The organism is Mesorhizobium sp. M1365 (assembly GCF_040317865.1).
Lineage (GTDB): Bacteria > Pseudomonadota > Alphaproteobacteria > Rhizobiales > Rhizobiaceae > Mesorhizobium.
Window position 1 is genome coordinate 283,018 of the sequence record NZ_JAMYLG010000004.1, and the last position, 13,366, is coordinate 296,383.

Below are 13,366 nucleotides of genomic sequence, written 5' to 3' on the forward strand. Positions count from 1 at the left end.
CCGACATGGATGGTCGGCTGATCCCGGCTTCTGCTGTTACTTCACGTCGACCTTGAGCTGCTGCCAGAGCGACAGATAGGTTTCGCGCTGGGCGTCTGTGATCGGCGCCTGGAACTGAATGCGCTTGGCGACTGCCGGGTCACCCATCACCTTGCGGTTGAACGCATCCCCGGGAAGTGCTTCTACAGCCTTGGTGTTGGCGGATACCGGGGCTCCGACCTTGGTGACCCATTCGACATAGAACTTCGGGTCGATCATGTAGTTGATGAAGGCCTCGGCGCCGGCGACATTCTTGGAACCGACCGGAATGGAGAAGGCGTCGAGCCAGGCGACAGCGCCCTCCTGCGGGATCACGAGCGAGACCGGCAGCTTGAAATGGGTCTTGGCGCGATCGGCCGAGCCGCTCCAATAGGTGCCGATGTCGATCTGGTTAGAGGCAGCCATCTGGTTCCAGTCGTTCTCCGAGCTCCAGAACGTCTTGATCTGCGGCATCAGCGAGGTGAGCTTCGCCTTGACCGCCTCGATATCCTTGATGTCGTTGATGTTCTGGCCGGTGGCAATGGCGCCGAACTGAACCGCCTCGACGGCATCATCACGGATGGTGACGCGGCCCTTGTGAGCGGGATCCCACATTTCGGCGATGCTCGTCGGCGGCTTGTCGAATGACTTGTCGTTGATGGCGAGCGCCGTCAGCCCCCAAACCCACGGCACCCCATAGACCTTGCCGTCATGGACAAGCATCGATGATCCGGCCTTGTCCTTGCTGATGTCGGCATAGTTCGGCAGCTTGGACGTGTCGATCGGCTGAATGAGCTTTTCCGCCATCGCCTGATCGTTGAAGGCGGCGTTGATCATGACGACATCGTAAAGGCCGGGATTGGTCCTGAGCTTGGTCAGCATCTCCTGTTCGGAATTGAAGAAGTCGTTGACGACCTTGTTGCCGGTTGCCTTTTCGAAGGCGGCTATGGCCCACGGCTCGTCGGCGCCATAGCCCTTCCAGTTGAGTACGTGCACCTCGTCGGCCCTGGCGGCCAGCGTAAGCGCCGAAGCGAAGACAGCGGTTGCCGTCAGAAAAGCAGTCAGTTTGGGCATGCGCATGTTCGTTCCTCTCATTATTGCCCGGTTGGCGGGCTTGTTATCCCATTAGGCTGTCACAAATGGGCCTCTTGCTTCCGGCCATGCACGGTCGTCGGTCGATCGTCATGGCTGAGGAATCGCTGGATCTCCTGGTCGTTCGGCGCCGACGACCCGCCATGGCGGGTGACCGAGAGCGCCGCCGCCGCATTGGCGTAACGCGCCGCTTCGAACGGCGACACGCCGTGCGACAGCGCGCTGACTAAGGCGCCGATATGAGTGTCGCCGGCGCCGTTAGTGTCTACCGCCGCGACCTTGAACCCGGGCACATCTTGGGCGGTGCCGTCGGCCAGCCGCACGAAGCAGCCTTTTGCGCCAGCGCGGACGACAACGCCTGCCGCGTTGGGGCAGTGGCTGGCCAGCAGCCGGGCAGCAATAGCCTTTACATCGCCGGTGCCGGCGATCTCAGCCGCTTCGGCGGCGTTGCAGCTCAGCCAGCTTGTGCGCGCCAGCACCCGGTCGAGAATGGTGCGCGGAATGTCTGAGATGATCGGCGTCGGATCGAAGACTAAAGGAATTTCCGCCGGCAGCACCTCGATCCAGTCGACAAGCGCCTCTCGGCTTCCCGGATAGCTAAGCGTATAGCCGGAGGTGAACACCCAGTCGCCCGGTGCGACCGAGATGAGCGCCATCATGTCAAGGCTGAGCACACTCTCCGCACCAGGCCATGAGACGAAGGTGCGCTCGGCATCGCTCGAGATCATGGCGACGCAATTGCCACTGTCCATAACCGCCGATGGCGTCGTCAGTGTCTCGATCCCCTCACTGGCTAAGGCCGCGCGCAGGAAGTCGCCATTGGGTCCGCTGCCGAGCTGGCCGCCGAACACCACCTTCATGCCGGTGCGGCTGGCCGCGACCATCATGTTGAAGCCGCCGCCGGCGACTTGTGCATAGCTTGACGCGGTCTTCTCCGTGCCCGGTGCCGGCAAGGCATCGATGCGGTAGACATAGTCGACCACCGCGCTGCCGATATGGACGAGACGCCCGCTCATGCTGCCGCCTCCTTGCCGGACCTGCTCTTCGCCGCCCGCAGGGCGACCAAGTCGGCGGCGAGCGCGCGCACCCGCCCAATGTCTAGGCCTTTGATCCGGGCGATGTGTTTCTGTGGCAATCGGGAAAAGCCAGTGCAGGCACCGGCCATGCCGGCCGCGATGGCGCCGATCGTGTCGGTGTCGCCACCGAGATTGGCGCTGATGACTGCCGCTTGCCAGGGATCGCCGCCGGCGACTTCCAGCACCGCGAATGCAGCCGGAACGGACTCCTGACTGGCGACGCCGGTGCCGACCAGATCGGTGATCAGCCGGATCGCGTCACTCGTCTCCTTGCCGCGTACGAGCTTCTGCGCCCACCCAATGCGCGCGGCGATGTCACCGCCGGTCACCCAATAGCCGAGCGTTGCTCCGTGCCTCGCCCCGGCGATGGCGCTGTCGGAAGCGGCGCGCCAGTCACCGCCAGCGATGCCGCGACTGATGGCGGCAGCGACCGCTGCGGCCGAAGCGATTGCGATTGACGTGTTGTGCGTCGCCCTGCAAGTTTCGGCCACTTTGCCGACCAATGCGTCAAGCGGCTCTGGCGGCATCATGATGCCGACCGGCGCGATGCGCATGGCTGCACCATTTGTGTCGCCGCTGCGTCCCGCTTCCTCGGCTGGCATACCGTTATTGATCGCGTCGATGGCGCGTTTGGTTGATGGTCCCAGCAGATCGTAGCTGCCGCGCGCCTTGACATCGCGTTCCCAGTCGAGCAGCGCGCTGACCCACCTCGCATGGTCGAACCGGTTACCGGATTCGACCAGGATACGGCCAAGCAGAAGCGCCTGTTCTGTGTCGTCGGTGATCGTCCCGGCCGGGAGTCCCTTCGACACCGGATGGTCGGGGAAAGGAGCAATGAAGTCCTCGACATGACCGTAGAGTTCGGCAATCCGCGCCGGCGACAAAAGCTGCGTCGGCATTCCCAGCGCATCTCCCAGTGCCCCGCCCACAAGCGCTCCCATGGCCCGATCGGTTATGCTCCCGGTGTCGTCCGGCATCTCTCAGAACCTCATATGCAGCGCAAAATGCGCCGGGTTGAGCAGGCTGGTCACATATTCGATCGGCCGGTCATCGGCGGCGCGGGTCAACCGGCGACCGCGAAGGAACGGCGTGCCTTGCGGGCAACCGAGGATTGCAGAGTCCTCGGCGTTGAGCATTTCGATGCCGACCCATTCCTCGCCATGGTCGGGAACGAGGCCCGCGCCGCGCAGCGTCTGGTGCAGCGAGCCTTCGCGCAGGCCGCGCAACGGCACGTCCTCCAGTTCCGGCGACAATGGCAGGCGGCTGCGCTCGATGGAGATGGCGTGGCCGTCGCTGGCATTGGTGCGCACCCGGTCGACAGCGATGAAAAACGGGTTTTCTATACCAAGCAGTGCGGCAAGACGGGGGTCCTCGATCACCTCGAGCCGCAGCGTCCGCGTCTCGGCGTTGGCGCCGGCGTTGGCGAGCGCCCGCGACCAACCGATGGAGTCATCAACGGGCTTGCCATCGAAGGTGACGAAAGAGCCGATGCCGACTTTGGTCGTGATCAGCCCGCGGTTGGACAGTTCCTCGAGGCCTTTGCGGACGGTGTTGCGGCTGACGGAGAAACGCTGGACGAGCTTGTTCTCGCTTTGCAGCCGGTCGCCGAAGCCGAGAACACCGGAGCGGATTTCATGTTCGAGAACGGTGGCGATCTGTTCGGGCTTGCCCGTGCCGGGAGACAGTTGAACCGAGCGCCGCTTCATATGGGTACCTGTTCAGTGATCCTGTATAATCCTGTTCATATCACGGCAGGCTTGTCAACGAGTGCCGCATGGAGCAGTTCGTGATCCCGAGTCCGGTTCAACAGGACGGCATAAGGAGCGTCAGCCTAGCGCCGCCGCAGCCGAGACGCGGGATCGACCGCTCCCGTCGAGGGGCATCGTTTAGCAGGAGCTCACGACCAAGGTGAATTCCAGGATCGCAGTCGGATGGGAGGAAAGGATGCCACACAACGCACTAGATACGGCGCACGACGGCCGCCTCGCCATCGTTGATCTCGCGGTCGCCGCCTGGCGAGGCCGTCAAACTACTCCTGTCGAGTGAGGTGAATTACGAGGGTAAATTACCAGCCCGGACCCGCGAGAGGCAGGCGTGTCTTTCGAGAGTTGGAAAATCTTACAAATTTCGTCGGTCTGCTGCATTCTTCTTAAACATGGCCAAGACAAGCCGCTTGCCTTCGCGCACACTGTCTTCGAGCGGCTTCGCCTTCGCCAGATGCGCCGCAATCGCGCTAGCCAGCATGCAACCCGTCCCGCGCATTGATGCGACAAGACGAGGTGCGTCGAAGCGGATTGGTTCTTGATCGGAACGCAACAGAATATCGGTTGATCGAGGTCCTGATGCGTGGCCCCCTTTGATCAGCAGGCCCGGCACGCCGGCTGCCAGCAATTTCCGTCCCAGTCTCACCGCGTCGCTCTCGTCGGCTGGCGGTTCCGCACCAACAAGGAGCGCCAGCTCCAGGAGATTGGGGGTCACAAGGCAGCAAAGCGGCATCAGGTCGCGCCTCATGGCAGCGATGGCACCTGCTTCCAGAAGCGCCCGGCCGGAGCTCGAGGCCAGCACCGGATCGAGCACTGCCGGCACCTGCGGATTTTCGCGCAGCACGCCGGCAATGGCAACGACGATCTCAGCCGTTGCGAGCATGCCGATCTTAATTGCCGCCACCTTGTTGGCCTGTAGCGCGGCGCACATCTGATCGGCCACAAGATCGGGCTGCGAAGGATGGATTTCCATTACGGCTTCGTGCGTCTGCACCGTCAGCGCTGTGACAGCCAGGCAGGTGCGCACGCCAATGGAAGAGATCGTCTCGATATCACGTGCAATTCCAGCCCCACCGCTGGGGTCTGATCCGCCGACCACGAGCACATGCGGTTCTCGCCTCAGCGCCATGGCTTTGTCTTTTCGATCCATTCTCGCGTGCGCGCTTCGGGATCGGCATTCAACGTGATGTCGGTGACCACCGCCGCGCTGTCCGCACCAGCCTCGAAGACACCGTCGAGCCGGTCGGGGTTGAGGCCGCCGATGGAGACCAATGGGATCGGCGCCACTCGATGCTTCCACTCGCTGATCCGCTCGAGCCCTTGCGGCGCCCATTTCATCTGCTTCAGGATGGTGGGATAGATGGGGCCGAGCGCGATATAGTCGGGCTCGGCAGCGATGGCCGTTTCCAGTTCGAGATGATCGTGCGTGCTGAGCCCGAGCTTCAATCCGGCGTACTTAATCGCCAGCAGGTCGGCCGCAGCCAAATCCTCTTGGCCGAGATGGACGAAGTCGCAGCCTTCCTCAATGGCGAGCCGCCAATAATCGTTGACGATCAGTTGGCAACCATGGACCGCGCAGACGCCGTTCGCGCGGCGGATTTCCGTCCGCAGCGTGGCCTCGTCCCTATCCTTGATGCGCAACTGAACCAGCTTGACGCCAAGTGGCACCAGCCGTTCGATCCAGGCGGCGCTGTCGACGATCAGGTAGAAGGGATCGAGCTTCATGAGAAAACCGCCCTGCCGAATGTTGGTGTCGATGGCACCGCGACGTCGCGGGGTTCGAGCATCCCCGAGCTGAAAGCTTCTCGACCGGCGTCGACCGCCTTGCCGAACGCACGCGCCATGCCGACCGGATCGGCCGCCTTGGCGACCGCTGTGTTCAGGAGCACGGCATCAAAGCCGAACTCCATGACTGTTGCCGCGTGCGATGGCCGTCCGAGACCAGCATCCACGATCAGCGGGACATCAGGGAAATGTCCGCGCATCGAGCGCAGCGCCATGATGTTGACCGGCCCGAGGGCGGAACCGATCGGTGCGCACCAGGGCATCAAGACCTTGCAGCCCGCCGCAAGCAGCCGCTCGGCGACGACAAGGTCGTCGGTAGTATACGGGAACACCGCAAAACCGTCCTCGCACAGGATGCGGGCGGCTTCGAGCAGACCGAACACGTCCGGCTGCAGCGTGTCGTGATTGCCGATCACTTCGAGCTTGATCCAGGGCGTGCCGAAGACTTCGCGCGCCATTTGTGCGGTCGTGACCGCTTCCTTGACGGAGTGGCAGCCAGCAGTGTTGGGCAGGATTCTGACACCAAGCGACCGGATCAACGACCAGAATTTTTCGCCAGCCCTGCCGCCTGCCATTTCACGGCGCAACGAGACGGTCACCACCGAGGTGCCCGATGCCCTGACTGCATCGGCAAGGATGGCCGGCGAAGGATATTGAGCGGTGCCGAGAAGCAGGCGGGAGGGAAGCGTCGTCCCGAGAAGATCGAACATGCTAGCCTCCCTGCATGGGCGAGAGGATTTCGATCCGGTCGCCGTCGTTCAATTGGAATTCCGCCCGGCTGGCTTTGTGCACGAGGTCGTTGTTGACCGCGGTCGCGAGCCAATCGCCCTCATAGTCAAGCGCGGCAAGCAGCTCGGCCAGCGTGGTGGCGGCAACCTCATGCACTTTGCCGTTGACCATCAGTTTCATGAGCAAGCTCCACGGGTTTGTCGTGATTGAAGACAATTTCGCCCGCCAGGCGCGCCATGGCGGGGGCGAGAAGAAAGCCATGGCGATAGAGCCCGTTGATCGCGACGGTGTCTCCGCTCATTTCGACGCGCGGCAGATTGTCGGGAAAGGCTGGACGGACGCCGACACCGGTTTCAACGATCTCGGCCTCGCCAAAGGCCGGATGGAGGGCATAGGCGGTACCCAGAAGCTCCATCATGGAGCGCGCCGTGACCGGTCTGGCGGACCGGCTTTCAATCATCGTCGCACCGATCATGAACTGGGCGTCGGCACGCGGTACCGCATAGAGCGGAAAGCGCGGATGCAGCAACCGGACCGGGCGCGACAGCGAGAAGTCTGGCGTGTTTAGGATCAGCATTTCGCCGCGAACGCCGCGAAGCCTGTCATCGGCGGCTGCCATTCCCGTGCAATCGATCTGACGATCGAAACCGGAAACATGCCGGGCGTCGGTGCCGAAGTGGAATTTGACACCCATGGCTGCGAGCTTGTCATGAAGTGCTGCCATCGCCTGGCGCGGATCGAGATGGCCCTCATCGGGAAAGAGCAATCCGCGGCGAAAGCGGCCGGCTAAGTCGGGCTCCAGGAGCGCAATTTCGTCTTCGTCGACACGCCGATGGCCCGACGTGCGGCTGGCGAGGCGGTCGAGCTCGCCGGCATCACGCGGGGCGGCCACGACAAGTGTTCCGCCCCGTGTCACCTGACCCGGCAGCACCGCATCCCACCAGTCGGCAGCGTCACGTCCAAGGTCCAGCACCGGCTGCTCGGCGCTTTCACGCTCGCACCATGGCGCCAGCATGCCGCCGGCGAACCACGACGCATTGCCTCCAAGGCCATGCCGGATCTCGGCGACCGTGACCGTCGCGCCGCGGGCGGCGAGTTCGAAGGCGGCGGTGAGGCCGGCGACGCCGGCCCCCTTTATCAGCACCTTCATGACGGCTTACCTGGCTGAGGCGTGAGCGGTGCGACGGTCTCGTCCGCTGGCACGTAGAGATCGCCGCCCTCGCGGTATTTCGCCGCCATCGCCGCCATGCCCTCTTTCTGTGCCTCGGCGCGGATGTCGTGAGAGATACGCATCGAGCAGAATTTCGGTCCGCACATCGAGCAGAAATGCGCCAGCTTGTGCGCCTCCTTGGGCAAGGTCTGGTCGTGGAAGGACCGTGCGGTTTCGGGGTCGAGCGACAGGTTGAACTGGTCCTCCCAGCGGAACTCGAAGCGCGCGCGGGAAAGGGCGTCATCCCTGACTTTCGCCGCCGGGTGGCCCTTCGCCAGGTCGGCCGCGTGCGCTGCGATCTTGTAGGTGATCACGCCGGTCTTGACGTCATCGCGGTCGGGAAGGCCGAGATGCTCCTTGGGCGTGACGTAGCAGAGCATGGCCGTTCCGAACCAGCCGATCATCGCCGCGCCGATGCCGGAAGTGATGTGGTCGTAGCCCGGCGCGATGTCGGTCGTCAGCGGTCCAAGCGTATAGAACGGCGCCTCGCCACAGACGGCGAGCTGCTTGTCCATGTTCGCCTTGATCTTGTGCATCGGCACGTGGCCGGGCCCCTCGATCATCACCTGGCAATCTTTCGCCCAGGCGATCTGCGTCAGCTCGCCGAGCGTTTCCAGCTCGGCGAATTGCGCCGCGTCGTTGGCATCGGCGATCGAGCCGGGACGAAGGCCGTCGCCGAGCGAGAAGGAGACGTCATAAGCGCGGCAGATGTCGCAGATCTCCGCAAAGTGCTCGTAGAGGAAGCTTTCCCGGTGATGGTGCAGGCACCATTTTGCCATGATCGAGCCACCGCGCGAGACGATACCCGTGACCCGGTCAACGGTCAGCGGGATGTAATGCAGCCGCACGCCGGCGTGGATGGTGAAATAGTCAACGCCTTGCTCGGCCTGCTCGATCAACGTGTCGCGGTAGACCTCCCAGGTCAGGTCCTCGGCGATGCCACCAACCTTTTCGAGCGCCTGGTAGAGCGGCACCGTGCCGATCGGCACCGGCGAGTTGCGCACGATCCATTCGCGGATGTTGTGGATGTTGCGGCCGGTCGACAGATCCATCACCGTGTCGGCGCCCCAGCGGATCGCCCACACCATCTTTTCGACCTCTTCAGCCATCGACGATGTGACGGCGGAGTTACCGATATTGGCGTTGATCTTGACCAGGAAATTGCGGCCGATGATCATCGGTTCGCTCTCGGGATGATTGATGTTGGCGGGAATGATCGCGCGTCCGCGCGCCACCTCGTGGCGGACGAATTCAGGCGTGACGAAGTCGGGGATCGCCGCGCCGAAGGCCTCGCCGTCGCGCTCAAGCTTGCCGTGCAGGATCTCGCGACCAAGGTTCTCGCGGATGGCGACGAACTCCATTTCGGGCGTGATGATGCCAGCGCGCGCATAGGCAAGCTGTGTCACCGCCTTGCCGGTCTGGGCCCGGAGTGGCCGGTTGCGGACTGGAAATTCCGGTGTTAGGCGCTCGCCTGCCGCAAACCCATTGTCTTCTGGCCGGACGTGGCGGCCGTCATAGGCTTCGACATCGCCGCGCGCGGTGACCCATTCATGGCGAAGCCGTGCAAGGCCGTTTTCGATGCTGGTTTCGACAGTCGGGTCGGTATAGGGGCCGGACGGATCGTAAGCGGTCACCGGCGGCTCGCCTGCCGTCGGATGGACGGAGATTTCGCGCATCGGCACCCTGAGCTGCGGGTGGATGGTACCGGATTTGTGGATTTTGCGTGAGGCAGGCAGCGGTCCCGTCGAGACGGCGGGGGTGAGGGCATTCATCTTGAGGCTCCTTTGCTCGTTGCATTGGAGACCCAGTTCTGTGCCGGAAGGATGAAAAGACGCTTCTGTCGACCTGCCGAAACAGGACCTCGGGCGTAAACTCCCGCAAAGCGCTTGCACCGTCCCTACGCCAGTATGAACTGGATCAGGTTCAACGGGTCACTGCGCCGCGAAAGCCAGCAGTATCTCAGCCCCTTGCCGGGACTCCCCTGGTGAATGCGTGAGGTTGGACGGGACCGCTCCGGTTTGTCAAGCGCGTTCTGGCCGCGGCTGATCGGCGGCCGGTCAGACCGTGCGGAAAAAATCGTGCATGTCTCGGCGACAAGTCAAGCATCGGAGATGAAGGCAGGGACAAGGGAATCGCAAACCGTCGGACTAAAATCGATCCTGATGATCACACCTTCAATGGGCACCAAAGGTTTGCGCGTAGATCGCCTCGATTCTTCCTGCCTCGTCACTGGTCAGCGCGGCGAATTCCTTCTCGCGCGCGCGGTTCGATAGATGGCCATCATTCTGGTGAAGAAAACGGAAGAGCAGATCGGTCAACCGCTCGGGCATGTCGATAAAGGCGTCCACCTGCTGCCGGAACTGATCGTAGCGCTGCAGAAATGCGGTTTCCTCGGGAAGGTCCCGTTCGATCGTCCGCTGAACGCAAGCATAGAGGAATTCGGCGTGCGGGGTTGCATCGAAGAACCGGTAGAAATCACCGGTGTCATTCAGCACCCGGACGTTGAATTGCGGCGTCGGTTCCCATTCCACCAACGGCAGAAGGCGCTGCGAATAGCTCTCGAGCACGCCCCTGTACTCGTTGATCTGGTCCAGGATCGCGGCCGAGACGGGAAAGACCACTCCCGGCGGATTGAAGCCGCGCATGGCAAGGACGTGGTGGATTAGGTAGCGGTGAATGCGGCCGTTTCCGTCCTCGAACGGGTGAATATAGACAAAGCCGAAGGCGAGGATTGCGGCGGCTACGACTGCATCAAGCTTTTGCGCGGGGCCCTGATCGAACGCCGCCATTCCATCGATTAGCCGCGGCAGGTCCTCGGGCCGAGCGCTGATGTGATCGGGCAAGGGCGTACCGTTGTCTCGATCATGCTCACCGACGAAACCTCCTTCTTTTCGGAAGCCAAGGTTTACGAAACGAGCGTCACCAAGTACAATTCTTTGCAGACGCAGCAGCTCATCGCGATCGATCGGCCAGCGGCCGGCTTCGCCGATGGCGCGGCCCCAGCGCTGGATGCGATCTTGCGGCGGGTGCTCGCCCTCGATCGCGTAGCTTGATCGCGAGTCTTTGAGCAAAAGAAAGGCGGCGGTCCGAGCAAGGAGGTCGCGCGGCACGTCCGCTACGATTGCCTCCGCGCGCCGCGGTAGTTCAAGGCCGATGAATTTTTCGAGAATCTTGGTGCGGAACACCAGAGGGCAGAACTCACGCGTGCCGGGGAGATTGTCCCTTACGCGATAGCGCGAAGCGGTCTTGTCGGGTCCGGGCCACTGCAGCTCGGGATCGACAACCGGAATGTATCGTCCGGCCTCCGCGTCCGGCAGATCGATACGCGCGTCCCTCAGCCATTCATATAAAAACCAGATGCGGCGGGCATAACTGCCGGTCGGGCTTTCACGGACCAGCGCCTCGATCGGCGCGGGACCGGTCACTTGGAACAGCCGCTTGAGGACGGCAAGGTCCAGTCCCTCGTACTTGAGCGCAAAGGTCAGGTGGCCTTCGAGGGTAGGATTTGGGGCATGGCGGGGGGTCATGATCCGCCAGCCATCCCGTTCGGTAATGCGATGATGCTCGCCAGTGGCGAACAACCTACGGGGCAAGGGCGCGGCGAGCCTGTAGGCTCCGATCAGGGCGCTGTACCCGGCCGGGGTCGCCGTTTCAGGAAGGCGGATTTCCTGAAAAACGGTAACAGGACCTGAAAATTGGTGCTGTTGCACCGCAGGCATGAAACGCGAATCCTTCCATTGAATTTTGGTTTAGTCGGCAAAACCTATGAAAAATGATCCTATCCCATGAAAAATGATGCCACAAGACAAATTTTCCGAAAACCGATTCTAAAACAGTGCTGAGGTCGATCAAGCAAGAACTCCGCCACCGGCTCAAGGAAGCGACTTCAGACCAAAAAGGTGAGTCCAGGAACCGCCATTCGCCCGTCTTAGTCACGAGGCCGGCACGGATGGCCCGCCTTACGTCGAGCCGGATTGCTCGAGCGCGCCGTTCGGGGCTCACTCATAGAGCGCTCCGGTGCGCGATCCCGATTTGATAGCCGCGATCACGCTCGCGACTGATCTTGGTGACGTGGCGGCGTCGGAGTAGAAAAGTGATGCAGGATCTCGGTGGCGTCGTGTGTGTGTGTGACCTGAAGTGAGTTCTCTGCGGTATGGGGGGCGGCACGCAGCGCGCGTCTTCTCGGCAAACAGATCGACGAAGCGGCACCGAAGGGAAGTTCCTGGCATTCATTCTCGCCATCGCTGCCCCAATTTGCCGATCGGACTGCCGATCGATCTCGCCCAATACTTTGCGCGCGCAAGGGCCGAAGCTGAACTGGGCGGCACCTGCTCATTCGGGAGCTGACTCATGCTTGGTGCCCGAGAGAGCTGTGCCTGATCGAATGCGTGAAATCGTAGCTCGGAGTGGAGAGGCTGACGCGGTCATCTGTCACCCGCCTTCGGGCTGTAACGGAAAGCGCGACATCGTCTCCAATGCTCGTTCCCCACGTCGAGGGGCCCAGCGGCTTGGCTACGGGGGGGACTGTCAGCTAGTGGCCGCTGGGCCTTGACGACCAGCGACCGTAAGAGGAGGCCCTGTGCTGGCTGACGAAAACTTGCGAGCAAAGCCACGGAAAAGCATCATTCGAACGAACTCTTTCGTCGAGACGAGGAGGGCAGTGAGGCGGTAGCCGCCGCTTTGAAGTTCTCCGGCAGCTGCTACGCTGGTCATTCCGAGGGTCGCAGTTGCGCTTGCGCCGTCATATCAGATAAGTCTAATAAAATACGCGCCTGGCCATCGAACGCGCCGCGGCGCCCTTGGGTCGGCGCTATTCATCGGGTGGGCATGTCGGGCACGCAAGGGAGGACGAAATGAGACTGGTTCAGTCATTTGCATTTGCTGCTGTGCTGCTTCTTTCGTCTGCATTGTCTGCGGCCGCCCACTCGGCTCGTGAGGACATCGAAGCGGCGTTGGTAAAATTCATGGACGCCTTCAACAGCGGAAACGCAGCAGCGGTAGGTCAAATGTATACCGACGATGCCGCCCTGCTGCCACCCGACGGCAAACGCGTCGATGACCGCAAGGGCGTGGAAGAATTCTGGCAGGGCGCAATCAAGGCCGGGATGAAGAATCTCACCCTGAAGGCGCTGGAAGTGGAAGAGAGCGGGAATCTCGCCTACGAAGTTGGCGCATTTACGCTCGGTGTGCCGAGCAAAGGCGGTGCCCCTTCCACCGTTGCGGGCAAGTACATTGTCGTTTGGAAAAAAGGGGACGACGGGACGTGGCGCCTGCATCGGGACATCTGGAACTTTGGTGCGGCCCAATAGATTCCGCGACCCGTGAGGCCGGCGCGCGCAACAGTTCCAACGAAAGTCCATGGCAATAGTTTATGTGACTGAATTGATTAACAAAATTGAACAGACTTGATGGGTCTGCTCATCGAGTCGGCTCTGGATCTATCGCGCTACCGATCAGGGAGGCGGTAAGATTCGAGCTCAGCAGAACGGCAATTCCGGCTGACCACCACTTGCCGGGACTAGAGCGTTCTCCGGCTCGGCGCGCCGCTGAGGGCTCTTGTTCATTTGGTCGTGGGCAATCCGCGGTTCTCCAAGAACCCGTCCATCTCGTCAAATGCCATCTGAGCCGAGACAACTAATTATCATTGGGCAAAGTAGCGGCTCAACGGCTCCAGAAGAAAGCAGCCCCCCGAT

12 protein-coding genes and 1 riboswitch are annotated in these 13,366 nt (G+C 62.1%); of the genes, 1 reads left to right on the forward strand and 11 read right to left on the reverse strand.

What is annotated here, in order from left to right; all coding sequences use genetic code 11:
• Window positions 1-36: 36 nt before the first annotated feature.
• The 11 genes from NKH04_RS07495 to NKH04_RS07545 all read right to left on the reverse strand — a co-directional run bounded on the left by NKH04_RS07495 (window position 37) and on the right by NKH04_RS07545 (window position 11,392).
• Window positions 37-1,098, reverse strand: a complete 1,062-nt coding sequence (locus NKH04_RS07495) for an ABC transporter substrate-binding protein (protein ID WP_352540071.1) — start codon at window positions 1,096-1,098, stop codon at window positions 37-39.
• 53 nt (window positions 1,099-1,151) lie between these two features.
• On the reverse strand, window positions 1,152-2,126 hold the full coding sequence (locus tag NKH04_RS07500; RefSeq protein ID WP_352917956.1) for a PfkB family carbohydrate kinase: 975 nt from the start codon (window positions 2,124-2,126) through the stop codon (window positions 1,152-1,154).
• Window positions 2,123-3,163, reverse strand: coding sequence for an ADP-ribosylglycohydrolase family protein (locus NKH04_RS07505; RefSeq protein ID WP_352540069.1), 1,041 nt, complete (start codon window positions 3,161-3,163; stop codon window positions 2,123-2,125). The genes NKH04_RS07500 and NKH04_RS07505 overlap by 4 nt, the downstream gene beginning before the upstream one ends.
• A gap of 3 nt (window positions 3,164-3,166) precedes the next feature.
• A complete protein-coding gene (locus NKH04_RS07510) occupies window positions 3,167-3,892 on the reverse strand; it encodes a GntR family transcriptional regulator (protein ID WP_352540068.1) in 726 nt (241 codons plus the stop codon).
• A gap of 412 nt (window positions 3,893-4,304) precedes the next feature.
• The gene (locus NKH04_RS07515) at window positions 4,305-5,078 is read right to left on the reverse strand and encodes a hydroxymethylpyrimidine/phosphomethylpyrimidine kinase (protein ID WP_352540153.1); all 774 of its coding nucleotides are present in this window, start codon (window positions 5,076-5,078) and stop codon (window positions 4,305-4,307) included.
• Window positions 5,069-5,674, reverse strand: coding sequence for a thiamine phosphate synthase (locus NKH04_RS07520; protein ID WP_352470532.1), 606 nt, complete (start codon window positions 5,672-5,674; stop codon window positions 5,069-5,071). Before NKH04_RS07520 ends, NKH04_RS07515 begins: the two co-directional genes overlap by 10 nt.
• Complete coding sequence (locus tag NKH04_RS07525) at window positions 5,671-6,444, reverse strand: thiazole synthase (protein ID WP_352540067.1); 774 nt, start codon at window positions 6,442-6,444, stop codon at window positions 5,671-5,673. Before NKH04_RS07525 ends, NKH04_RS07520 begins: the two co-directional genes overlap by 4 nt.
• A gap of 1 nt (window position 6,445) precedes the next feature.
• Window positions 6,446-6,643 (reverse strand): sulfur carrier protein ThiS, encoded by a 198-nt coding sequence (thiS, locus tag NKH04_RS07530; RefSeq protein WP_023679205.1) that lies wholly within the window; start codon window positions 6,641-6,643, stop codon window positions 6,446-6,448.
• Window positions 6,612-7,613: a glycine oxidase ThiO gene (thiO, locus tag NKH04_RS07535; protein ID WP_352470529.1), complete on the reverse strand. Its 1,002-nt coding sequence runs from the start codon at window positions 7,611-7,613 to the stop codon at window positions 6,612-6,614. Before thiO ends, thiS begins: the two co-directional genes overlap by 32 nt.
• A complete protein-coding gene (gene thiC / locus NKH04_RS07540; protein WP_352517564.1) occupies window positions 7,610-9,445 on the reverse strand; it encodes a phosphomethylpyrimidine synthase ThiC in 1,836 nt (611 codons plus the stop codon). The genes thiO and thiC overlap by 4 nt, the downstream gene beginning before the upstream one ends.
• Window positions 9,446-9,549: 104 nt before the next feature.
• A riboswitch (TPP riboswitch) is annotated at window positions 9,550-9,666 on the reverse strand.
• Window positions 9,667-9,847: 181 nt separating this feature from the next.
• The gene (locus NKH04_RS07545; protein WP_353020983.1) at window positions 9,848-11,392 is read right to left on the reverse strand and encodes a Fic family protein; all 1,545 of its coding nucleotides are present in this window, start codon (window positions 11,390-11,392) and stop codon (window positions 9,848-9,850) included.
• Window positions 11,393-12,526: 1,134 nt separating this feature from the next.
• Between NKH04_RS07545 and NKH04_RS07550 the strand changes: the two genes are divergently transcribed.
• Window positions 12,527-12,982 (forward strand): YybH family protein, encoded by a 456-nt coding sequence (locus tag NKH04_RS07550; RefSeq protein ID WP_352470526.1) that lies wholly within the window; start codon window positions 12,527-12,529, stop codon window positions 12,980-12,982.
• Window positions 12,983-13,366: the final 384 nt, after the last annotated feature.